Genomic DNA, 22,761 nt, shown 5'->3' with positions numbered 1-22,761 from the left:
ATAGGGCGGCCGTCCGGCACCGCTCCAGAGCCACGTTGACGCCGTACTCCGGGCCACTTGTCACCCCACGGCTTTGGTCCCGTGCGGACCACTGATGTGGCCCTGTACCGACCGTGGTCGGGTGCCTATCGTCGCTACCTACCGTGATCGCTGTTCACATTCGTCACCGTCCGTCGGCACGTCCGGCCCGGTGGAGGCGGGGGCACCGACCGCACGGACCGGCAGCCCGAGCCGCCGCGTTTCCAGCCAGACAGAGGGGAGTACGCCGTGACCGCCGTCATCGAACCCACTCAGGACACCTACCGGGTGGACGAGTTCGTCGAGGCCGCCCGAGCCAGGGCGGGAGTTCCGGACTTCGAGTTCGCGCACCTCGACGCCCTCGACCGGCTGCTGCGGGCGTTGGACACCGAGGGGGGCCTGAACGAGGCCGGTCGCCGGTCGGTCCGGGGCGCCCTGGTCGCCGCGCTCGCCACCCAGGCCGCCGCGCACCGGGCCCGGGTGAAGAACCCGGAGATCGCCTCGGTCGAGATCAACCAGCCGGTGTTCATCACGGGCATGACCCGCAGCGGCACCACGCTGATGCACAACCTGCTCGGTCAGCACCCGGACCTGCGCGCCCCCGACCTGTGGGAGCTGATGGCCCCGGCGACCGACGACCGCGACGAGGCGACCCGGCAGGCGCTCGTCCAGGCCGCGGAGAACTTCTGCGTCGACTACTACACCGTCGCGCCGGCGCTGAAGCCGGTGCACCTGTGGGAGCCGCACCGCCCCGACGAGGACCACCGGCTGACCGCCCCGACGTTCAAGACGATGGCGTACGAGCTGCGCTACACCGTGCCCAGCTACGGCGAGTGGCTCCGCACCCAGGACCAGTACGACGCCTACGACTACCACCGCTACCTGATGCAGCACATCGTCTGGCGGGTGCCCACCGACACGCTGGTCCTCAAGGACCCGTTCCACCTGTGGCGGGCCGACGCGCTCGCCCGCACCTACCCGGACGGCCGGCTGATCTACATGCACCGCGCGCCGAGCGTCACCATCCCCTCCACCTGCAGCCTCACCGAGATCATTCGACTCGCGCGCGCCGACCAGGTGGACCGCCTCGCGCTGGGTAGGCTCTGGACCGAGCGCTTCGCCCAGATGCTCGACCTGTACGCGCAGGCCGAGCAGGAGCAGCTCGGCGGCACTCCGGTGCTCGACGTCGACTACCAGCGTCTGATGGCCGACCCGATCGCGGTGATGGCCGAGATCTGCGACTTCCTCGACGCCCGCTGGGACGGCGAGGTCGAGAAGGCGTTCCGCGACTACCTCGCCGCGAACCGCAAGGACAAGCTCGGCAAGCACGTCTACCGGGCCGAGGACTACGGCCTGGACGCCGACGAGCTGGACGAGCGCTTCTCCGCGTACCTGACGAAGTACCAGATCGGAGGACGGGCGTGAGCACCACGTCGGAGCCCACGGTGCTGGAGACGGTCACCGAGCAGGTCCGCGCCTTCGCCCGTACGGTGGACGGCGCGCCCACGGTCACCGTCGGCATCGTGACCCCGCTGTCCCTGCCGGGCGACCCGACGGCCGGCACCCTCACCGCGCGCGGTGCCCTGATCGGCGCGGAGTACGTCCGCGACCACGGCGGCATCCGCGACGGCCTCCAGTTCGACTTCGTCGTCCGCGACGACCAGGAGACCGTCACCCTCGACGGGGGCACGATGCCCCGCTCCGCGGTCGGCGCGCTGGCGAAGGTCGCGATCGTCGACCGGGCGCTGGCCGTCCTGGGGCCGTGGCACCTGCGCTACACCGAGGAGGTCGCCGACCTCGCCGACCGGATCGGGGTGCCGCTGTTCATCGAGAACGCCCACCCCGGGGTCACCGCGCAGAAGCGGCGGGCGGTCTTCCGCACGTTCACCTCGATGGCCGAACGCGCCCCGGTGCTGATCCGGTTCGCCGCCGACCAGGGCTTCCGGCGGGTCGGCCTGATCCACGCCGACACGGTCTTCGGGCGCAGCGCCGCCGCGCTGCTCACCGCCGAGTTGCAGGCGGCCGAGGAGCCCATGGAGCTGTACTCCGTGGAGTTCGACCAGGAGTCGACGACGGACCTGCGTCCCCAGCTGCGCGAGATCCAGCAGTGGGGGCCGGACGTGGTGATCAACGTCGGGGTGGTGCGCACCAACCACCTGATCGTGCAGCAGGCGGCGGAGATCGGGCTGCTGCCGGAGGTGCCCATGCTGGCCCCGTTCCAGTGGCCGCTGCGGGCGCCCGACTACTGGAAGGCGCTCGGCGCGCACGGCCTGCACCTGGTCTGGCCGGCCACCCAGTTCAGCCCGAACTGGTCGGGGCTGACCCCGATCGGCAGGTGGTTCGTGGACCGCTACCGCGACACGTACGGCACGATGCCGCCGGACACCGCCCTCAACGCCTTCACCGACATCACGATCATCGCGCAGGCCCTGCGGCAGGCGGACCGGGTCGGCCGGGCGGAACTGATCGACGCGCTGGAGAAGGGCACCTTCGACACCTGGCGCGGCCCGGTCAGCTTCACCCGGGGCGAGACCCACTGGCACCACAGCCCACCCCCGGTGGTGCTCCAGCAGTACCAGGAGATCGACCAGGACATCTCCACCGTGCCGATCGTCTACCCGCCCGAGCTGCGTACCGCCGGGTACGTACGGCCGGGCTCCTCGACCTGACCGGCCCGACCGGCCGACACCTGTGGGGAGACAACGCCATGGCGTTCACTTCGACCGCATCCGAAACCTCATCCGACCTGCGGATGTCCTACCTCGACGTGCTTGAGGCCGAGGCGGTGCACATCATCCGTGAGGTGGCGGGCACGCTGGAGCGTCCCGTCCTGCTGTTCAGCGGCGGCAAGGACTCCGCCGTCATGCTCCACCTGGCCCGCAAGGCGTTCCTGCCGGGCCTGCTGCCCTTCCCCGTCATGCACGTCGACACCGGGCACAACTTCCCCGAGGTCATCGAGTACCGCGACAAGGTCGTGGCGGAGCACCAGCTCACGCTGCGGGTGGCGCACGTGCAGGACTACATCGACGACGGCCGGCTCACCGAGCGGCCCGACGGCAGCCGCAACCCGTTGCAGACCGTCCCGCTGCTCGACGCCATCACCCAGCACCGCTTCGACGCCGTGTTCGGCGGCGGGCGGCGCGACGAGGAGAAGGCGCGGGCCAAGGAGCGGGTGTTCTCGCTGCGCGACGAGTTCGGGCAGTGGGACCCCCGCCAGCAGCGCCCCGAGCTGTGGAACCTGTACAACGGCCGGCACGATCCGGGCGGGCACGTGCGGGTCTTCCCGCTGTCGAACTGGACCGAGCTCGACGTGTGGCACTACATCGCCCGGGAGGAGATCCCCCTGCCGGCCATCTACTTCGCCCACCAGCGTCAGGTCTTCCTGCGCAACGGGATGTGGCTGGCGCCGGGGGAGTGGGGTGGTCCGCGCCGCGACGAGCAGGTGCAGGAACGCACCGTGCGGTACCGCACCGTCGGGGACATGTCCTGCACGGGCGCCCTGGAGTCCGGGGCCGCGACCATCGACGAGGTGATCGCCGAGATCAGTCTGTCCCGGATCACCGAGCGCGGTTCGAGCCGGGCCGACGACCGGATGTCCGACACCGCCATGGAGGACCGCAAGCGGGAGGGGTACTTCTAGTGACCACACTCAGCCTCGACACCACGCGCGACGGCGAGCTGCTGCGGCTCGCCACCGCGGGCAGCGTCGACGACGGAAAGTCCACCCTGGTGGGCCGCCTGCTCTACGACTCCAAGTCGGTGCTGGCCGACCAGTTGGAGGCGGTCGAGTCCGCCAGCCGCGCCCGCGGCTACGGCCAGGCCGATCTCGCCCTGCTGACCGACGGGCTGCGGGCCGAACGCGAGCAGGGCATCACCATCGATGTCGCCTACCGCTACTTCGCCACCGGCAACCGCCGGTTCATCCTGGCCGACACCCCCGGGCACGTGCAGTACACCCGGAACATGGTCACCGGCGCGTCCACCGCGCACCTGGCCGTGATCCTGGTCGACGCCCGGCACGGCGTGGTGACCCAGACCCGGCGGCACACCGCGGTGGCCGCGCTGCTGCGCACCCCGCACGTGGTGCTGGCGGTCAACAAGATGGACCTGGTCGGCTTCGCCGAGGACCGGTTCGCCGAGATCGACGACGAGTTCCGCCGCCTGGCGGGTTCGCTCGGGGTCCCCGACGTGCGGTCCATCCCGTTGTCGGCGCTGCGCGGTGACAACGTCGTCGACGCCTCGACCGAGATGCCCTGGTACACCGGGCCGACCTTCCTGCAACACCTGGAGCGGGTGGACCTCGACGAGGACCTGACCGCCCTGCCGGCCCGGCTGCCGGTGCAGTACGTGCTGCCCGACGGGTCGCTCGCCGGTCAGCTCGTCGCCGGTCAGCTCCGCCTGGGGCAGCAGGTCCTGGTGACGCCGGCCGGCCGGCCGGCGGTGGTCACCGCCATCCAGCGGCTCGGCACGCCGATCGAGTACGCCCGCGCCGGCATGTCGGTCAGCGTGAAGCTCGACGGGGAGGGCGAGGTGGGACGCGGCGACATGATCGTCGCGGCGGACCGGATCCCGACGACGACCCGGCAGGTCACCGCGACGCTGTGCCACGTCGCCGAGCGTCGGCTCGGCGAGGGCGCCCGGGTCCTCGTCCAGCACCAGACCCGGGTGGTCGATGCGACGGTGACGTCGATCGTCGACCGCCTCGACCTGGCCACCCTGGAGCACACCCCGAACTCCGACCCGCTGGCGGTCAACGACATCGCGACCGTGGTGCTGGACCTCGACGAGCCGATCGCCGCGGACCCGTACCGCCTCATCCGGGGCACCGGGTCGCTGCTGCTCATCGACCCCGCCGACGGGGCGACCCTCAGTGCCGGCCTGGTGGGTCCGGCTTTCCGATGAATCAACCGAAGGATGTACGACGGTGCCCGAAGTGAACCGAATCCTGGTGGACATGTTCGTCGACCCGGTCTGCCCGTGGGCGTGGCTGACGTCCCGGTGGCTGCTCGACGCCGAGCGGCAGCGCCCGATCGACGTACGGTTCAAGATCATGAGCCTGTCCGCGCTCAACGAGGGACGGGCCGACATCGACGCGTTCTACCAGCGCAACATCGGACCGTGGCGGCGGCCGGTGCGGGTGCTGATGGCGGCCGAGCAGCAGCACGGGCCGGACGCCGTCCGGTCGCTCTACGACGCCATGGGCACCCGCCGGCACGTCAAGGGCCAGTCGTACGGGCCGGCCCTGTACAAGGCGGCGCTCACCGAGTGCGGGCTGCCCGCCGAACTGGCCGACGCGGCGGACGACGCCGGGTTCGACGACGCGGTACGCAAGAGCCACCAGGCGGGGATGCAGCCGGTCGGGCTGGACGTCGGCACCCCGACGATCCACGTGCACGTCCCCGGCGGCGACCCGGTGGCGCTGTTCGGCCCGGTGGTCACCCCCGCCCCGCGTGGCGAGGACGCCGCCCGACTCTGGGACGGCTTCCTGCTGGTCGCCCAGACGCCCGGGTTCTACGAGCTCAAGCGCAGCCGCACGAGTGGCCCGCAGACCCGCTGACGACCGGCCGGGGCGGTGCCATCTCCACCGATGGCACCGCCCCGGCGTTTTCCGCAGAGAAGGTGACCGTTCCGACATGCAGGAGCCGTCTGTGCCCAGGATCGGTGACGAGGTGGTCCGCCGCTACCTCGCCCGCCTGGACGAGCCCGGCCGGCCCAGGGTGAACCTGGCGACGCTGGTCCGGTTGCACGAGCGTCACGTCCGGCGGGTTCCGTACCACAATCTCGACATCCAGTTGGGGCTGCCCACCGACGTCGACCCGGCCGGCAACGCCGCGCGGCTGGCCGGCGGCGACGCCGGCTACTGCTTCCACCTCAACGGCGCGTTCGCCGCCCTGCTGGCCGCGCTGGGGTTCGACGTGACCCTGCACCGGGGCCAGGTGAAGAAGGCGCCGTCGCTGCCCGACGGCGTGCAGTTCGCCAACCACCTGACCATGACCGTCCTGCTGGAGGGCCGGCGCTGGTTCGTCGACGTCGGCCTCGGTGACGGGCTGCTGGGTCCGGTGCCGTTACGTCCCGGCGTGGTCCGGCACCCGCCGCTGACCTTCGCCTTCGCCGAGGCGGCGTGGGGGTGGCGGTTCACCCACGACCCCCGCGGGTCGTTCACGGTGATGGACTGGGAGGACCGGCCGGCCCGGCCGCAGGACTTCGTCGCCGCCCACCAGCTGCTCTCGACGGCGTCGACGTCCACCTTCGTCCGCCGGTTCATCGTCACCAACCGGGGCCCGGGTGAGGTGGTGTGGTCGCTCGTCGACCGCCTGCTGACCCGCATCGACGGCGACGGCGTGCACCGGCGGGCGCTGACCACCTTCGACCAGTGGCGTCGGGAGTTGGAGGAGACGTTCCTCCTGCGGCTCGACGACCGGCACACCGCCGGGCTGCGGCTGCTGTGGCAGCGGTTGCCGCAGCACCCCGGCATCCCCACGGGTTGACCCCGCTCCCCGGACAGGAGACGACATGCAGATCAGCACCGGCCCCGACGGCGTGCCGCGCTGCGGTTGGTGCACCGGCACCCCCGTCTACGTCGCGTACCACGACGACGAGTGGGGGCGTCCCGTGCACGGCGACGCCCCGCTCTTCGAACACCTGGCGCTGGAGGCGTTCCAGGCGGGGTTGTCGTGGTCGACGATCCTGCACAAGCGGGAGGCCTTCCGGTCGGCCTTCGACGGCTTCGACCCGGAGACGGTCGCCGGCTACGGCGACGCCGACGTGGACCGGCTGCTCGCCACCGATGGGATCGTGCGCAACCGGGCCAAGATCGAGGCGACGATCGGCAACGCCCGGCTCGTCGTCGCGCTGGCCGGCGGCCTCGACGCCCTGCTGTGGTCGTACGCGCCGGACGCGGTCCGGCCCCGGCCCCGCTCCACCTCGGAGGTGCCGGCCCGGACCGCCGAGTCGACGGCGATGGCGCGGGAGCTGAAGCGGCGCGGGTTCCGGTTCATCGGCCCGGTCGGCGCGTACGCGATGATGCAGTCGACCGGGATGGTCGACGACCACCTGGCGGGCTGCCACCTGGCCGTGGACGGCTGAACCCGCTGCGGGTGCGGCCCCACCGTCGGCGACGGTGGGGCCGCACCCGGCCGTGTCCTCACGCCGCGACGCCCAGCAACCGCTGCATCGTCGGCAGGTCCCCGCGCAGGTCCTGGGTGGGGCACCGGTGGACGATCCGGCCCCGGACCATCACCGCCGCCTCCTCGGTCACCCCGAGGGCCAGGTGCAGGTCGTGCTCCACGAGCAGCAGCGTCAACCCTTCCCGCACCACCACCCGCAGCGCCTCGGCCACCTGGTCGACGACGATCGGCGCCAGCCCCTCGGACGGCTCGTCCATCAGGACCAGCCGTGGGTCGGTGGCCAGGGCCCGGCCGATGACGAGCATCTGCTGCTCCCCACCGGAGAGCTGCCCGGCGAGGTGCCGTCGGCGTTGCGCCAGGCGGGGGAACAACTCGTAGACCCGCCCAGTCGGCCAGGTCCGGCCGCCGTGCCGGGTGGCCAGGGCCAGATGCTCGTGCACCGTCAGCGTCGGCCACACCCGCCGTCCCTGCGGCACCAGCGCCACCCCGGCGCGGGCGAGCCGGTCGGCCCGCCAGCCGGTGACGTCCCTACCGTCCAGCAGCACCCGGCCACCGGTGGGCCGCAGCAGCCCGGCGAGAGTGGACACGAGGGTGGTCTTGCCGACCCCGTTGCGGCCCAGCAGGGCCAACGCCCGCCCGGCGGGCAGGTCGAGATCCAGCCCGTGCAGCACCTGCCCCTGCCCGTAGCCGGCGGACAACTCACGCACCGCCAGGTTCACCGTGCACCTCCTCCATCCGGCCGCCGAGGTACGCCTGCTGCACCTCGGGGCTGCGCCGCACCTGCTCGGGCGTGCCGCTGTGCAGCACGGTGCCGAGGTGCAGGACGCTGACCCGGGTCGCGACGTCGAAGACGACGTCCAGGTCGTGCTCGACGAACACGATCGTCACGGTGGGTGGCACGCCGCGCAGCAGCTCCACCAGCCCACCCCGTTCCTCGCCGGACATGCCGGCCGCCGGCTCGTCCAGCAGCAGCAGCTGCGGCCTCGCCGCGAGCGCCACCGCGATCTCCAACCGCCGGCACTGGCTGTACGACAGCGCCGCCACCGGCACGTCCGCCTGGTCGGCCAGGCCGACCGGGGCGAGCGCGGCGGCCACCTCGGCGCGGCGGTGCCGGTCGGTGTGCCGGGCCAGCACCCGGCCACCGGTCAACGCCAGGGCCACGTTCTGCGCGGCGGTCAGCGAACCCAGCAGGGTGGAGTGCTGGAAGCTGCGCCCGATGCCCGCGCGGGCCCGTCGGTGGACCGGGTCCCGGGTGACGTCGCGGCCCCGGTAGTGGACGGTGCCGTCGGACGGGCGTTCCTCCCCGGCGATCAGCTTGAGCAGGGTGCTCTTGCCGGCGCCGTTGGGCCCGATGAGCGCGTGCCGCTCCCCGGCGGCCACCGTCAACCGCACCCCCCGCAGGACGCTCAGCGCGCCGTAACGGTGGTGCACGTCGTGGCAGCGGAGCACGTCGATCATGACGCGGCCCTCCTCAGCCGGATCCGGGCGATCCCCGTGGGCAGCAGGTAGACGACGAGCACGAACAGCAGCCCCAGGGCCAGCGGGCCGTGCCCGTCGAGGGTCGCGCCCAGCGAGTCCCGGACGACGATGACCAGGGCCGCGCCGAGGCAGGGCCCCCACCAGGAGCCGGTGCCGCCGATCACCACGGCCAGCAGGGCGAGCGCGGAGGTCTCGAAGCCGGCGTCGGCGGGGGTGACCAGCCGCTGCTGGGCGGCGAGGAGCCCGCCGGCCAGCCCGGCGACGGCACCGGCGAAGACGAACGCCCCGAGCTTGATCAGCGTGGTCCGGTACCCCAGCGCCCGCATCCGGTCCTCGCTGTCGCGGATGCCCCGCAGCGCCACCCCGGTGGCGGAGGTGGCCGCCAGGCGCAGGGCGAGCAGCCCGACGAGGAAGAAGGCCAGCACGTACCAGTAGGTCGTCGCGGGCTGGTCGAGGACCAGGCCCGACAGCGTCGGCGCCGGTACGCCGTACAGGCCGTTGGAGCCGCCGGTGACCGACTCCCAACTGTCGGCCGCCTGCTGGGTCAGCTCCCCGACCGCCAGGGTCAGCATGAGGAAGAAGACCCCGCCCGCCCGGACGGCGACCGCCCCGGCGACCAGCGCCACCAGGGCGGCGGCGGCCATCCCGACCAGGAGCGCCGGCACGCCCGACGTCACGTGCAGGGCGCTCCAGGCCGCCGCGTACGCGCCGACGCCGAAGAACGCGGCGTGCCCGAGCGACGGCAGCCCGACGACGCCGACCAGCAGGTTGAGGCTCGCCGCGAGCAGCCCGAAGACGAGGATGCGGGTCAGCGTCGTCGTCGCGTACGGGGCGAGGTAGAGCGGGGCGGCGGCCAGCAGCAGGGTGCCGGCGGCCACGCCGGCCGTCGTCCGGACGGCGGGACGCAGCCGGGGACCGGTGGCGGTGCGGGCCGGGGCCAGGGTTGTCATCGTCGTCCTCCCGGGGCGAGGGTGAACAGGCCGCGCGGCCGGACGACGAGCACCGCCGCGAGCGTGCCGAAGAGCAGGAAGGAGGCCAGGCCGGGCAGCACCGCCCGGCCGACGGACTCGACCTGGCCGAACAGCAGCGCGGCGATCAGCGGCCCCCGGATGGAGCCGAGCCCGCCGACCACCACGACCACCAGGGCGAGCACCAGGATGGTGGTGTCCAGCCCCGGACGGGCGTGGTAGATGGGTGCGCCGAGCAGCCCGGCGAGGGTGGCCAGCACCGAACCCAGCACGAATACGCCGCCCCGGACCAGGCGCGGGTCCACCCCGACGGCGGCGACCATGTCCCGGTCGCCGACGGTGGCGCGGAACAGCGCGCCGAGCGAGGTGCGCTCCACGGTCCAGTACACGGCGGCGGCGAGCAGGGCGGCGACCCCGACCAGGGCGAGCCGGTAGCTGGGGTAGCTCCAGCCGGCGACGGTCACGGTGCCGGCCAGACCGGCCGGTGGTTCGGTGGCGCGGACGTCGTCGCCGAACAGCGCGGACAGGATGTCGGCGGCCACCAGGGCGATGCCGAGGGTGAGCAGCGCCTGTTCGAGGTGGGAGCGGCGGGACAGCGGCGCGGTCAGCAGGGACAGCAGGCCACCGGCGGCGGCCCCGAACACGACGACGGCGACGACCGCCCGGCCCAGCGACGGCCAGGTCTGCTGCTCACCGCCGATCCACCAGGCCAGGTAGGCGCCGGTGAGGAACAGCGCCCCGTGGGCGAGGTTCAGCACGTCCATCATGCCGAAGATCAGGGACAGGCCGGCGGCGGTGATGAACAGCAGCAGCCCGATGGCCAGCCCGTTCACCATCGCGGTCAGCGCGATCTGCGCGGTGGGCATCGTGATGCTCCGTCCGCTGGCCCGGTCAGGCCTGCGGGTCGAGCGGACCGAGGTCCTCGACCACGCCGTTGACCGGTGCGCCGCCCCGGGTCTGCACCCGGCGCAGGTAGAAGTTCTGCCGGGGCGACTGCTCCACGAACGACCACGGGCCGCGCGGGCTGTCGGTGATGACGCCGACCGAGCCGAGCGCCCCGGCGAGGCTGTCGCCGTCGACGGCCCCGGCCTGCGCGACGGCGCGGGAGAGCACCTCGGCGGCGTCCCACGCCTGCACCGCGTAGGCGGTGGGGGCGGCGTCGTAGGCGGCGCGGAACGCCTGCCCGAACGCCGTGTTGGCGGGGTTGTCCAGTTCGGAGGTGTAGTGCAGCGTCGACAGCACCCCGTCGGCCGCCGCGCCCTGCGCGGTGAGCACCCCGCCCTCGACGAGGAACCCGGAGGCGTACAGCGGGATGGTGCGGGAGAGCCCGAACTGGGCGTACTGCTTGACGAAGGCCACCGACTCGGCCCCGCCGAAGAAGCAGAACGTGCCCTGGGCGCCGGAGGACTGGATGCGGCTGAGGAACGGCTGGTAGTCCTGGGTCTTGCCGAACGGCGGCTGGCTCCGGCCGACGATGGTGCCCCCACCGGCCCGGTAGGCGTCGCTGAACCCCTTGATCGCCTCGGTGCCGGCGACGTAGTCGGGGGCGATGGCGTAGACCCGGCGTACGCCGCTGGCGGCCAGGTGGCGTCCCATCGCGGCGGCGACCTGGGCGTTGGTGAACGAGGTACGCCAGATGTAGGGGCTGCGGTTGGCGCCGGTGATGGCCCCCGCGCCCGCGTTGGCGATGACCAGCAGCCGGCGGGCGCTGGTGACGAGGTCCCGGACGCCGAGCGCGGTGGCCGAGCTGACGATGCCGACCAGCACGTCGACCCGGTCGTTCTGGAGCAGCTTCTGCACCGCCGGCACGCCGGTCTGCGGGCCCTCGCCCTCGTCGGCGACGACGGTGGTGACCCGGCGACCGCCGAGCCGGCCGTCGTGCTGGCGCAGCCAGAGGTCCCAGCCCCGTTGGATGTCCACGCCCAGCGGGGTGTAGACCCCGGCCTGGGGGATGACGAGGCCCACCTTGACGGTGTTGCTGTCGCCGCCGCTGGCGGCGGTGGCGCCGAGGCTGCTGCCGCAGCCGGTGAGGCCGGCGACGCCGAGGCCGGCGGTGATGCCGAGGAATGTCCTGCGGTTGATTCCGGTCATGGCTTGACTCCCGAACGTATCGAGCAGGATTGGTGGCCTGAAGGTATGGCCGGCCGTCGGGGGCGGCCAGTGCCACATCGCCGCCCGGTCCGGAACCACTCCGCCGCCGGCCGGACCCGTTCCCGGGCGGCGGCGATTGGCCCCGTCGGGCGACGTCAAGTGGCCGTTTTCCGCGCCGCCGGGCCGTGGCACGCTGCTGGACGCCGTCCGGTCCGGACAGGTGGGGAGCCGGCGTGCGCGCGTACGGCCGGCGGGACGGTTCCGCCGACGGCGCGCACCCGGGCTCCGGCCTTCCCGGGTGCCGGTCGGCGCGTCCGCCCGGACGGCACCCGGCGTCGACCGTCTAATGGGCGGTGCGCCCCGCCGCGGGCGTCGTGCCCGCTGACCCGGAGGGAACCGACAATGCTGACACCCGAGCAGGTACGGGAGTTCGCTCTCGCGATGCCGGAGGCGGTGGAACAGGAGACGTGGGGCCATCCCACGTTCCGGGTGCGCGACCGCATCTTCGCCAGCACCTCCGCCGACGGCGTGGTGGCGATCATCCGGGCCTCCAAGGAGGACCAGGCCGAGCTGATGGCGGCCGACCCGGACACCTACGACCCGGCGGACTACTTCGGCCGGTACGGCTGGGTCCGCGCCCAGCTCGCCTCGGCCGACCCGGACGAGATCCGGGAGCTGGTGGTGGAGGGCTGGCGGCGGGCGGCGCCGAAGCGGCTGGTGGCGCGGTACGACGGCGGGCCCGCCCGGACCCCGGGGCGGTGACCGGGTGGCCGCGATCATCCTGGGCTGGAACCCGCAGCGGTGGAACGGGTGGACGCCGAGCTACGAGGAGCTGACGCCGTCGGTCTCCGCGCAGCGCACGTTGGCCGGGTCGTGGACGGTGGGCCGCCGGGTGAACATCCCGGTGGGTGCGGACGCCTGGCTGTTGATGCAGGGCCGCCACCGGGGCCTGGTCGGGCACGGCGTGGTGACCCGCGCCCCGTATCCCGGCCCGCACGACCGGGACCCGTCGGCGACGACGAACTACGTGGACGTCGCCTGGGACGGGCTGCTGCCGGTGGCGCGGCGGATCGTCCCGGAGGTGCTGATGATGGAGGCGTTCGGGGTCGCCTGGGGCTATGTGTTCAGCTCGGGCACCGGGGTGCCGGCCGCCGCCGAGGCGCAGGTCCACCAGCTCTGGCAGCGGCACGCCCTGGACTGATCCGTGGGGGGCCGGCCCCGGCGGCACGCGCACGGCGTGCCACCGGGCCGGCCCCCACGGTGTTCAGCGGCCGACCGGCACGGGTTCGGCGGCCGGCGTCAGCGTCTCGTCGCCCGACGCGGCGCGGGTGGCCAGCAGCGGTCCGGCCATCGCGGTGGTCACCAGGGCCATGATGACCATCATGGTGAACATCTGTCCGTCGAGGACGCCGAGGGAGACGCCGATGTTGAGCACGATCAGCTCGGTCAGTCCCCGGGTGTTCATGAGCACGCCCAACCGGCGTGCCTGCGGCCAGGACAGGCCGAAGGCGCGGGCGGGCAGGGTGGCGCCGGCCATCTTGCCGACGCAGGCGACCAGGATGATGGCGGTGAGTTCGAGCAGGTTGGTCAGGCTCAGCGCGGCGATGTCGACGCTCAGCCCGGTGACGATGAAGAAGACCGGCAGCAGGACCAGGCCGATGTTCTCGAAGGGCACCCGGACGTGCTTGATCAGCGCCTCCGCGGGCTGGCGGGGCATGACGAACCCGAACGCGAAGGCCCCGAAGATGGCGTGGATGCCGATCCAGGTGGTCGCGTAGGAGGACAGGAAGACGCCGGCGGCGGTGATGGCCGCGAGCTGGTAGGTGTTCGGGCCGACCCGGCGGATCAGGGCGGCCAGGCCGGGGCGGACGGCGAAGGCCATCACCGCGACGTACCCGGCGGACATGAGGACCACCTGGGCGAGGTCGGTGGCGTCCCGGGCGGTGGCGACCGCGGCGACCACCGCCAGGATGCACCAGGCCAGCACGTCGTCGATGGCGGCGCTGGCCAGTGCCAGCACGCCGACCTGGGTGTGGGTGAGGCGGCGGTCGCGCAGGATGCGGGCCAGGACGGGGAACGCGGTGATGGCCATGGCGGCGCCGAGGAAGAGGGCGAACGCCAGGAACGGCACGGACTTGCCGGCGATGGTGGCGTGTCGGGGGTAGATGAGGCCGGCCAGGCCGACGCCGAGGGTGAAGGCGAGGGCGATGGAGCACACCGACACCGACAGGGTGAGGCTCTTGCGCCGGGAGACCATGCGCCGGTCGAACTCCCACCCGATGAGGAACATGAACAGCAGGAGGCCGACCTGCGAGATGGCCGACAGGTACGGCCGGGCGGCGGCGGGGAAGAGCAGTGCGGTCAGGTCGCCGGGGAGCAGGCCGAGCAGGCTGGGGCCCAGCGCGATGCCGGCGACGATCTCGCCGATCACCACGGGCTGCCCGAGCCGCCGGGCGATTCCGCCGAACAGGTGGGCTACCAGCAGGACGAGGGCGATGTCGGCCATCACGATTGCCACGGTGAGTTCGGCCGGGGTGGCTACGGACTTCATGAGATCTCCGGATCTGAGCGGGAGAGGGCTGGTCCGCCGGCCGGCGCCGTTAATGCGGGGCCCGCGCGGGTCACCGACCGTAGCAGCGGATTCTGCCGCCCGACATGTCCATGTCCGACGGATCAGGGGTGCCATTTGCCGGCCCGGTCGCGGTGCGCGGGGGGTTGGTGGGAAACGCGACCGGCGGGTGTGTCACCGCCGTTTACGGCCGGCTCTCCTGGCGGTCACCGGGTTAAATGCGGAAAGCTGACTCGTAACTGGCCGGTCAGGTTGCCGACACCGGCTGGTTAACGCGAAATGGTGCATTCCAGCGATCGGTTCCCGATGATGGGTGTCTATAGCGGGGCCTTTTCGAGGCCATTTGGTCACCTGCCGTGACGGTATGATCACCGCATGACATCAATGCTGGACAGCGGCCTGTCCAGTGGCACTGTCTGCGGGCAAAAAATGGCTCTGGTTGCCCCGCAACCGGTGGGTTAGCCTTCCTGACGTTCCGTCCCTCCGGCGACACAGAGAGTGCAACCATGACACGTTCGTCAGCCCTCGGCGGTCATTGCGGTCGGTCCGGGGCGGTCCTGTCCGGCAGCCAGCGGGGGCGGGCCGAGAGGTGACCAGACTGCTGCATGTCAAGGCCACTCCGACCGGCCCGCGAAGCCGCTCGGCCGCCGTCGCCGAGGCGTTTGTCGACGCATTCCTCGAGTGCCACCCGCAGGCGGCAGTCGACGTGCTGGACCTTTCCGCGACCACCCTGCCCCCGGTGGGGGCGGTCGCGGTGGCGGCCAAGAAAAACGCCATCTCCGGTGCCACCGGCTCCGCCGATGAGGCGATGTCGTGGCAACAGACCCGGGAACTCGTACGCCGGTTCACCGATGCTGACCACTATCTGTTTTCCGTGCCGATGTGGAACTTCGGAATCCCCTACCTGCTCAAGCACTTCATCGATATCGTCACCCAGCCGGGGCTGACGTTCCGCCTCGATCCGCGACACGGTTACCAGGGCCTGCTCACCGGCCGCCGGGCCTGTGTCGTCTACACCAGCGGCGTCTACACCCCCGGGTGTCCGCCGGAGTTCGGCGTCGACTTCCAGTCGACGTACCTCAACTACTGGCTGCGCACCATCGGCGTCGACCCGGTGATCGAGGTCGCGCTGCGGCCCACCGACTTCACCCGTTCCCTGGCCGCGGACCTCGACCGCGCCCGCGAGGACGCGCGCAAGGCCGCCCACACCATCTGACCACACCACCGGCCGACGACCCGTCGGCCCGTGCCACAGGAGGGAAGAAGCATGTCCGTCTGGTTCGTCACCGGCGCCTCGCGGGGCTTCGGCCTGGAGATCGTCCGGCAGTTGCTGGAGCGCGGCGAGCAGGTCGTCGCCACGGCGCGCAACACCAGCAGCCTGGCCGAGCTGTCCTACCCCGACCGGCTGCTCGTGGTCCCGCTCGACGTCACCGACCAGTCCCAGGCCGACCGGGCGGTGCTCGCCGCGGTGGAGAGCTTCGGCGGCATCGACGTGCTGGTCAACAACGCCGGCCGGGGCCTGCTCGGCGCCGTCGAGGAGGCCACCGACGCCGAGACCCGGGCGGTGTTCGACACCAACGTCTTCGGCCTGCTGAACGTCACCCGCAGCGTGCTGCCCGTGCTGCGGCGTCAGCGCCGGGGCCGGATCATCAACATCAGCTCGGTCCTCGGCTTCAGCGCCAAGATGGGCTGGGGCGTCTACGCGGCGACGAAGTTCGCGGTGGAGGGGCTCAGCGAGGCCCTGCGGGTGGAGCTGGAGCCGGTCGGCGTCCAGGTGTGCCTGGTGGAGCCCGGCCTGTTCCGGACCGACTTCCTCGACCCCTCGTCGTTGCGCTTCGCCGGCCGCGAGTTCCCGGAGTACGCCGAGACCTCCGGGCGGGTCCGCGCCTGGTCGGTCGGGCACAACCACGCGCAGGCCGGCGACCCCGCGCGGGCGGCGGCGGCCATCATCGACCTCGGCGGCAACCCGCAGCCGCCGTTCCGGCTCCCGCTCGGGGTGGACTCCGTGCAGCGCGTCGGCGAGAAGCTGACCGAGGTGTCGCAGGAGCTCGCGGCCACCCGCGAGATCGGGCTGTCGATGTCCTACCCGGAGCCCGCGGTCGCCGCCCACTGAGGCGGTCCGGGCCCATCCACCAGACGATCGGCGAGGAGCGAGCATGAACACGATGACCACGGCGGTGGCGTCGAGCCGCGTCGAGACCTTCGACGAGCGGCTCCGGCGGCTGCTGCGATGGCACTTCGACCCTCAGACCGGCTCGCCGTTCTGGCTGCGCCAGCGCGGGCTGCTCGACTTCGATCCGCTACGCGACATCGACGGGGCCGCCGACCTGGTGCGGTTCCCGGATCTCACCGACCAGTTGCGGCACGTCCCGGTCGGCGACCTGATCCCGCGCGGCCTGACCGGCACCGGCTTCCGGGTGTACGAGTCGGGCGGGACCAGCGGCGCGCCCAAGCGCATCATCGACCGCGACTACCGGCGTCGGCTGCTCACCTGGGCGATGCAGCGGCTGCGGGCGCACCACATCGCCGACCCGGCGCACTGGCTGCACCTCGGCCCGAGCGGGCCGCACGTCTTCGCCTACGACTGCGCCCGCTACGCCGCCCTGGGCAACGGCCTGTTCCACACGGTCGACTTCGACCCGCGCTGGGTCAAGAAGCTGGTGGCGGCGGGGGAGGCCGACACGGTCAAGCGGTACGTACGGCACCTGCTGGACCAGGCGGCCGAGGTGCTGCGGTCGCAACCGGTCAAGGTGCTCAGCACGACGCCCCCGCTGATCGAGGCGATCTGCGCCGACCCGGAGCTGCACGCGGCCGTCGAGCGGACCGTCGAGACGATCATCTGGGCCGGCACCTCGTTCAGCCCGGAGAGCCTGCGTCAGGTGGAGGAGGTGTTCTTCCCGGACACGACGATCGTGGGCATCTACGGCAACACCCTGATGGGGGTGGCCCCGCAGCGGCCCCGGCAGCCCGACGACCGGCACCTGTGCGTGTTCGAGCCGTACGCCGAGGCGGTCTGGATCGACGTGGTCGACGACGACGGCGCGGTGGTCGACTACGGTCAGCGTGGCCGGGTCCGGCTGAGTCTGGTCAGCGACGAGATGTTCCTGCCCAACGTCATCGAGCGGGACACCGCCGTGCGGGTGGAGCCCGTCGGCGACGCCACGGTCGACGGCCTGGCCGAGGTCGGCACCGTGGCCGAGGTGGGCGACGTCCGGGTGATCGAGGGGGTGTACTGAGTGGACGGCATCGTGGTGGAGCCGATCGTCTGCGGCCGGCCGGTGCGCAGCCTCGACCGGGCCCCGCTCGCCGACGTCCGGGGCGACCTGCTGGGCGAGGTGGGGACGGCGCCCCGGTTGATGGCCGTCGGGGCGGTGACCCGGGCCCGGCGGGCGGCCGACGGCGCTCCGGTCGGGCACGACCTGCTGCTGCGGGCCGCCGACCTGTTCGCCACCGCCGACCTCGACGGGGAGACCCCGCAGGAGTACGAGCGGCGGGTCGCGCTCGCCGCCGGCCTGCCCCGGGTGACCGTCCGCAACGCCGTGGCCGACATCGTGCGCAGCCTCACCCACCTGCCCGCCACCACCCGGGCCGAGCTGCCCGGCACCCGGCTCGGCGACGGCTACGACACGGCCTGGGTGCCGGCCGGTCGGCTCTTCACGGCCGTGATGGCCAGCAACCACCCGGCCCCCAACGACTCGTGGCTGCACGCGCTGGCGTTGGGCTACAGCGTGCTGGTGCGCCCCGGCACCCGGGAGCCCTTCACCGCCCGCCGGTTGACCCTCGCCCTGCTCGCCGCCGGCCTGGCGGAGCACCGGATCTCCTTCCTGCCGTGCGAGCGCGCGGTGGGGGAGTACCTCCTGGAGGCCGCCGACCGGGGCATCGTGTACGGCGGCAGCGACGCCGTACGGCGGTGGGCCGACAGCGCGACGGTCACCACCCGGGGGCCGGGGCGCAGCCGGGTCCTGCTCGACCGGCCGCTGACCGACGAGGTTCTCGACCATCTCACCGTCAGCGCGGCGCACGACGGCGGAACCCGGTGCAACAACATCTCCCTGGTGCTGACCACCGGCGATCCCCGGCAGGTGGCCGCCGCGCTCGCCGCCCGCTTCGACGCGTTGGCCAGCCCGGAGGTGTCGGCCCCCGACGCCACCCTGCCCGTCGTCGACGCCGCCCGCGCCGAGGGCCTGCGCCGGCAGCTCGCCGGGCTGACCTCGGGCGGGGCGGTGGTGCACACGGCGGCCGGCGTGGACCCGCTGGTGCGGCTGCCGGACGGGTCGCACCGGCCGCTGCCCACCGTGCTGTCCACGGACGACGTGCGGCATCCGGCGGTGGGTGTGGAGCTGCCGTTCCCGTTCGTCGTGGTGGCGCCCTGGCGGCGTACGGACGGCACCGCCGCCCTCGGTGACGCGCTGGTGCTCAACCTGCTGACCGACGACGCCGACCTGCGGGCCGCCGTGGTGGCCGATCCGAGCGTCCGCAAGGTCACGTGCGGGCTGACCCTACCCTGGGACAGCACGCCCGGGATTCCGCACGAGGGCAACCTGTCGCTGTTCCTGCTGAAGTCCAAGGGCGTCGTCTCGACCGGAGCGAGGGATCATGCGTTGGCTTGAGGAGTTGCTCTCCGACGGCTGGTGGGCCACCGGCCAGGCGGTGCGGTTCCAGCTGCCCAACCAGAGCGAGTCGTCGATCACCTACGGCGACCTGCTGCGCCAGGCGGCGACGCTGGCCGGCCGGATCGGCGAGCCGGGTGACGGCGCGCAGACCCGGCTGGCCATCCTGACCATGGGCAGCGCGGAGGGGCTGGTCGCGCTGATCGCCGGGCTGATCGTCGGCGCGGTGGTGATCTCGACGCCCATCCAGACGCCGAGCCCCTGGTCGGCGGACCTGCTGGGCGATCCGGACGTGGTGCTGACCGACGCGACGGGCGCGGCGGTGTTGCAGTGTCACGAGCGGCTGACCGGGGCACGTCCGCGCTACCGGGTGCTCGGCGTCGACCTGACCGAACCGGCCAAGGCCAGCGTCCGGCCGGACATCTGCGCCGACCAGGACGACGTCTGCAAGATCGCCTATCTGGACCCGGGCCGCTCGCCGCTGGTGGTGGGGCTGACCGGGTTCGCGCTGGACTCCGCCGTCCGGCAGCCGGAACGCCGGCCGGTGGTGGCGGCGGGTGGGCTCGGCAGCCTCACCGGCCAACTGGCCAGCTACCGGACGCTGGCCGCGGGTGGCGTCGTCGACCTGACCACCTCGCGTCCGGCGGGACGGTCCATTCTGGACGCGGCGATGCCGGTGACCCTGCCGCGCCGGCCGGAGGGCCGGACGGCCGACTCCAGCACCACCTTTCCGTACATCGTGGACAACGCGGCCCAGTTGGACAAACTTGTGTCGGGAATCGTCCTACCGGCCGGGTCCGTCGCGCTTCCGTCAGTAGCTAAGTTGTAGGCATGGTCATTTCCGTTTCTTGAGCCGCCTCGGTCGGGAGATGGATCGTCAGCGCGGCCGGGCACACATGCAATCCCGGCCGCGCCCGATCGGGCAAGGACAAATGCATGCCACGTGAGTCTCCCGCCCTGCCGGGAAGCGGTTTCCTCATCGACCGTCATTCATCGGCGCCGCTCTACCAACAGTTGTACGAACAGTTACGGTGGAGCATCGAGGCGGGTCAACTCACCCCGGGCACCCGACTGCCGGCCACCCGTACCCTGGCCAAGGAGTTGGGGGTTTCCCGCAACACCGTGCTGGTGGCCTACGACCGGCTGCTCGCCGAGGGCTACCTCGACGGCCGGGTGGGTTCCGGCACCCGGGTGGCCACCCGGCAGAGCGTGCGGGAGATGGAGTCCCAACTGCCCCGGCCGGCCGCCAAGACCCCCCTGCGGATCACCCGGGCCGCCCGCCGGATGGCCGAGGCGGCGGCCTACTTCACCCCGGCGCACGACCAGCTGCGCTACCCGGACCGGCCGTTCACCCTCGGCATGCCCGCCCTGGACCTCTTCCCGTCGAAGGTCTGGGGCCAGATCATGTTCAGCAAGTCGCACCAGCTCACCAGCGCCCTCTACACCCACCGCGACCCGGCCGGCTACTGGCCGCTGCGCAAGGGCATCGCGGCCATGCTGGGGCTGATGCGGGGCGTCCGGTGCACCCCGGAACAGGTGATCATCCAGCCGAGCGCCCAGATCGCCGTGCACGTGATGGCCCTGACCCTGCTCGAACCGGGGGAGAAGGTGCTGGTCGAGGACCCGGGCCTGCAGGCCATCCGGGGCGCCCTGCACTCCGCCGGCGCGGACACCTGCCCCGTCCCGGTCGACGCCGAGGGCATGTGCGTGGCCGTGGGCCAGGCCCGCCACCCGGACGCGCGGATGGCCGTGGTGACGCCCAACAACCAGTTCCCCCTGTCGGTGCGGATGTCCGCCGCCCGTCGGGCCGAGGTGCTCGCCTGGGCCCGGGACCGCGACGCCTGGATCATCGAGGACGACTACGACGGCGAGTTCTGGGCGGAGAATCCCGGCCCGCCGCTGCACCAGGGCGACGAGTACGGGCGCGTCATCTATGTCGGGACCTTCAGCAAGGTGCTGTTCCCCGGGCTGTGCCTGGCCTATCTGGTGGTCCCGCCGGATCTGGTCGACATCGTCACCGAGGTGCAGCGGGCGACGGTCAACTCGCTCAACATCCTCACCCAGGCGGCGCTCGCGGAGTTCATCGAGGCGAATCACCTCGCCCGGCACGTACGCCGAATGCGTGACGTCTACCGGGAACGCGGCGACATTCTCGTCGGCGCGCTGCGGGGCCGGCTCGACGGGTTCGTCACGATCGACACCGCGCCACGGGGCACCCATCTGGTCGCCAGCCTGCCCGACACCGCCGACGAACAACGCCTGGCCCGGCTGGGTCGGGAGGCGCGGTTGCGGGTCTATCCGCTGTCGTCGTTCGGCGACGAACTCGAAGGCATCGGGCGGGGCCTGGTCCTCGGTTACGCGGCCACCCCACCCGAGAAGATCCTCTCCGGCGTGACCCGCCTGACGACGGTTGTCGAGCAGTTTACCGGTCGTTCGCATTCGAACAGCCGGGCGGCATTGAGGAAGAGCGTATAAGTCGTTCGCCGGGGGCCAAAGGTCCATGTAGCCAAATAGTCAGGTGCCAATCCCAGTGGTACTAGCGAGATGGCAAACATGGCCCTGTGCCAATCGTCTCTTGCGCCTATACGGTCCGTACCGGATCGCGGCGCCTTCTTCGGTGACCGGGCCGCCCCGAAGAATACAGGGGGAGAGACTTCATGCCATCACCACGGCTTCTCGTACGGCGCCCCGAGGCGCCCACCATCGACAGCTGGAGCCCCGCCGGTTGGCGTACGCTGCCCATCGCGCAGCAGCCGACCTGGCCGGACCGGGACGAACTCGACGCTGTCGCCGACTACCTGTCCGGCCTGCCCGCGCTGACCGAGGTCGCGGAGATCAGGCGGCTGAGGGAGGACATCGCCCGCGCCAGCGTGGGTGAGGCGTTCGTGCTCCAGGCCGGCGACTGCGCCGAGCCGCTCGGCATGGCCGCCACCACCTCGGCACGGGCCAAACACCGGGCCATCACGGCCCTCGGCGAGCGCCTGGCCCGTGAGCTGCGCCGCCCGACCATCGGCGTGGGACGGCTCGCCGGCCAGTTCGCCAAGCCCCGCTCGGAGCCCTTCGAAGCGGTCGACGGCCAACTGCTGCCGGTGTTCCGCGGCCTGATGGTCAACGAGCCGGAGGCCACCGCCACCGCCCGCCAGGCCGACCCGTACCGGCTGCTGTCCTGCTACTACACCGCCCGCCAGGTGGTGGCGGAGCTGGCCCGCTCCGGCGGCGGCGTGCGGACCAGCCACGAGGTGCTGATCCTCGAGTACGAGCAGGCGCTGACCCGCCTCGACGAGGCCAGCGGCGAGTGGTTCCTGCGCTCGACGCACCTGCCCTGGGTGGGTGAGCGCACCCGCGCGGTGGACGGCGCCCACCTGCACTTCCTGGCGGGGCTCGGCAACCCGGTCGCGGTCAAGGTCGGTCCCAGCGCCACGGTCGACGAGGTGCTGCGGATCTGCGCCCTGCTCGACCCGCACCGCCGGCCCGGCCGGCTCACCCTGATCAGCCGGATGGGCCACCGGCAGATCGCCGACCACCTGCCGGCCCTGGTCCGGGCGGTGGCCGACGCCGGGCACCCGGTCGCCTGGATGTGCGACGCCATGCACGGCAACACCGTCCGCGGTGCCGGTGGGGTGAAGACCCGCCACCTGGACACCATCGTGGGCGAGTTGACCACGTTCGTCGAGGTGCTGCGCAGCCACGGCCGGGAGCCGGCGGGCCTGCACCTGGAGATCGCCGCGGACGACGTCACCGAGTGCGTCGGCGCGGGCGTGGTCGACGAGAGCCAGCTCGGCCGCGCCTACCGGTCGCTGTGCGACCCGCGGCTCAACCACGAGCAGGCCGACGCGGTCGTCGACGCGCTCGTCACCGCGATGCACCGCTGAACACCAGTCCCCACACACCTCGTGACC

22 protein-coding genes are annotated in these 22,761 nt (G+C 72.4%); 16 read left to right on the top strand and 6 right to left on the bottom strand.

All coding sequences use genetic code 11. The annotated features are described in order from the left end of the window. The first annotated feature begins 267 nt into the window (after positions 1-267). The 7 genes from H1A17_RS02975 (at position 268) to H1A17_RS02945 (ending at position 7,104) form a co-directional block, all read left to right on the top strand. Positions 268-1,443: a sulfotransferase gene (locus H1A17_RS02975; RefSeq protein ID WP_145919410.1), complete on the top strand. Its 1,176-nt coding sequence runs from the start codon at positions 268-270 to the stop codon at positions 1,441-1,443. After that, complete coding sequence (locus H1A17_RS02970) at positions 1,440-2,687, top strand: ABC transporter substrate-binding protein (protein WP_168222461.1); 1,248 nt, start codon at positions 1,440-1,442, stop codon at positions 2,685-2,687. Before H1A17_RS02975 ends, H1A17_RS02970 begins: the two co-directional genes overlap by 4 nt. Positions 2,688-2,725: 38 nt before the next feature. Then, positions 2,726-3,658 (top strand): sulfate adenylyltransferase subunit CysD, encoded by a 933-nt coding sequence (gene cysD, locus H1A17_RS02965; RefSeq protein ID WP_145919412.1) that lies wholly within the window; start codon positions 2,726-2,728, stop codon positions 3,656-3,658. Next, the gene (locus tag H1A17_RS02960) at positions 3,658-4,920 is read left to right on the top strand and encodes a sulfate adenylyltransferase subunit 1 (protein ID WP_145919413.1); all 1,263 of its coding nucleotides are present in this window, start codon (positions 3,658-3,660) and stop codon (positions 4,918-4,920) included. Before cysD ends, H1A17_RS02960 begins: the two co-directional genes overlap by 1 nt. Before the next feature lie 52 nt (positions 4,921-4,972). Next, positions 4,973-5,575 carry a disulfide bond formation protein DsbA gene (locus tag H1A17_RS02955; protein ID WP_145922746.1) on the top strand — a complete coding sequence of 201 codons (603 nt, stop codon included), beginning with the start codon at positions 4,973-4,975 and terminating at the stop codon, positions 5,573-5,575. A 76-nt stretch (positions 5,576-5,651) separates the two neighbouring features. Beyond that, a complete protein-coding gene (locus H1A17_RS02950) occupies positions 5,652-6,506 on the top strand; it encodes an arylamine N-acetyltransferase (protein WP_145919414.1) in 855 nt (284 codons plus the stop codon). A 25-nt stretch (positions 6,507-6,531) separates the two neighbouring features. Further along, positions 6,532-7,104 (top strand): DNA-3-methyladenine glycosylase I, encoded by a 573-nt coding sequence (locus H1A17_RS02945; protein ID WP_145919415.1) that lies wholly within the window; start codon positions 6,532-6,534, stop codon positions 7,102-7,104. A gap of 58 nt (positions 7,105-7,162) precedes the next feature. On the opposite strand, the gene H1A17_RS02940 is transcribed toward H1A17_RS02945, so the two are convergent. Genes H1A17_RS02940 through H1A17_RS02920 form a run of 5 tightly spaced genes read right to left on the bottom strand, consistent with a single transcriptional unit; the run spans position 7,163 to position 11,683 of the window. Then, positions 7,163-7,864 (bottom strand): ABC transporter ATP-binding protein, encoded by a 702-nt coding sequence (locus H1A17_RS02940; protein WP_145919416.1) that lies wholly within the window; start codon positions 7,862-7,864, stop codon positions 7,163-7,165. Next, on the bottom strand, positions 7,845-8,603 hold the full coding sequence (locus H1A17_RS02935) for an ABC transporter ATP-binding protein (RefSeq protein ID WP_194821016.1): 759 nt from the start codon (positions 8,601-8,603) through the stop codon (positions 7,845-7,847). The genes H1A17_RS02940 and H1A17_RS02935 overlap by 20 nt, the downstream gene beginning before the upstream one ends. Further along, the gene (locus H1A17_RS02930; protein WP_145919417.1) at positions 8,600-9,574 is read right to left on the bottom strand and encodes a branched-chain amino acid ABC transporter permease; all 975 of its coding nucleotides are present in this window, start codon (positions 9,572-9,574) and stop codon (positions 8,600-8,602) included. The genes H1A17_RS02935 and H1A17_RS02930 overlap by 4 nt, the downstream gene beginning before the upstream one ends. Beyond that, a complete protein-coding gene (locus H1A17_RS02925; RefSeq protein ID WP_145919418.1) occupies positions 9,571-10,458 on the bottom strand; it encodes a branched-chain amino acid ABC transporter permease in 888 nt (295 codons plus the stop codon). Before H1A17_RS02925 ends, H1A17_RS02930 begins: the two co-directional genes overlap by 4 nt. 25 nt (positions 10,459-10,483) lie before the next feature. Further along, positions 10,484-11,683, bottom strand: a complete 1,200-nt coding sequence (locus H1A17_RS02920) for an ABC transporter substrate-binding protein (protein ID WP_168222462.1) — start codon at positions 11,681-11,683, stop codon at positions 10,484-10,486. Positions 11,684-12,085: 402 nt separating this feature from the next. On the opposite strand from H1A17_RS02920, the gene H1A17_RS02915 reads away from it, so the two are divergent. Then, positions 12,086-12,445, top strand: a complete 360-nt coding sequence (locus tag H1A17_RS02915) for an MmcQ/YjbR family DNA-binding protein (protein WP_205789445.1) — start codon at positions 12,086-12,088, stop codon at positions 12,443-12,445. A 4-nt stretch (positions 12,446-12,449) separates the two neighbouring features. After that, entirely contained in the window at positions 12,450-12,884 is a 435-nt protein-coding gene (locus H1A17_RS02910; RefSeq protein WP_194821001.1) for a hypothetical protein, read from the top strand. A 63-nt stretch (positions 12,885-12,947) separates the two neighbouring features. Here H1A17_RS02910 and H1A17_RS02905 read toward each other — a convergent pair whose 3' ends face one another. Then, positions 12,948-14,234, bottom strand: coding sequence for a cation:proton antiporter (locus tag H1A17_RS02905; protein WP_145919421.1), 1,287 nt, complete (start codon positions 14,232-14,234; stop codon positions 12,948-12,950). Positions 14,235-14,841: 607 nt separating this feature from the next. Here H1A17_RS02905 and H1A17_RS02900 point away from each other — a divergent pair. The 7 genes from H1A17_RS02900 (at position 14,842) to H1A17_RS02870 (ending at position 22,734) form a co-directional block, all read left to right on the top strand. After that, positions 14,842-15,468 carry an FMN-dependent NADH-azoreductase gene (locus H1A17_RS02900; RefSeq protein ID WP_168222463.1) on the top strand — a complete coding sequence of 209 codons (627 nt, stop codon included), beginning with the start codon at positions 14,842-14,844 and terminating at the stop codon, positions 15,466-15,468. A 51-nt stretch (positions 15,469-15,519) separates the two neighbouring features. Next, positions 15,520-16,365: an SDR family NAD(P)-dependent oxidoreductase gene (locus H1A17_RS02895; RefSeq protein WP_145919423.1), complete on the top strand. Its 846-nt coding sequence runs from the start codon at positions 15,520-15,522 to the stop codon at positions 16,363-16,365. A gap of 43 nt (positions 16,366-16,408) precedes the next feature. Beyond that, a complete protein-coding gene (locus tag H1A17_RS02890) occupies positions 16,409-17,488 on the top strand; it encodes a hypothetical protein (RefSeq protein WP_228542816.1) in 1,080 nt (359 codons plus the stop codon). After that, a complete protein-coding gene (locus H1A17_RS02885; protein ID WP_194821000.1) occupies positions 17,489-18,862 on the top strand; it encodes an aldehyde dehydrogenase family protein in 1,374 nt (457 codons plus the stop codon). Continuing rightward, positions 18,849-19,691 carry a hypothetical protein gene (locus tag H1A17_RS02880; RefSeq protein WP_145919425.1) on the top strand — a complete coding sequence of 281 codons (843 nt, stop codon included), beginning with the start codon at positions 18,849-18,851 and terminating at the stop codon, positions 19,689-19,691. Before H1A17_RS02885 ends, H1A17_RS02880 begins: the two co-directional genes overlap by 14 nt. 107 nt (positions 19,692-19,798) lie before the next feature. Next, the gene (locus H1A17_RS02875; protein WP_145919426.1) at positions 19,799-21,337 is read left to right on the top strand and encodes a PLP-dependent aminotransferase family protein; all 1,539 of its coding nucleotides are present in this window, start codon (positions 19,799-19,801) and stop codon (positions 21,335-21,337) included. 182 nt (positions 21,338-21,519) lie between these two features. Then, a complete protein-coding gene (locus H1A17_RS02870) occupies positions 21,520-22,734 on the top strand; it encodes a 3-deoxy-7-phosphoheptulonate synthase (RefSeq protein ID WP_194820999.1) in 1,215 nt (404 codons plus the stop codon). Positions 22,735-22,761: the final 27 nt, after the last annotated feature.

The sequence above is a fragment of the Micromonospora sp. S-DT3-3-22 genome, assembly GCF_015354745.1.
GTDB lineage: Bacteria > Actinomycetota > Actinomycetes > Mycobacteriales > Micromonosporaceae > Micromonospora > Micromonospora wenchangensis.
The sequence above is the reverse complement of the archived record's forward strand: the minus strand, read 5'-3'. Positions and strand labels throughout refer to the sequence as shown.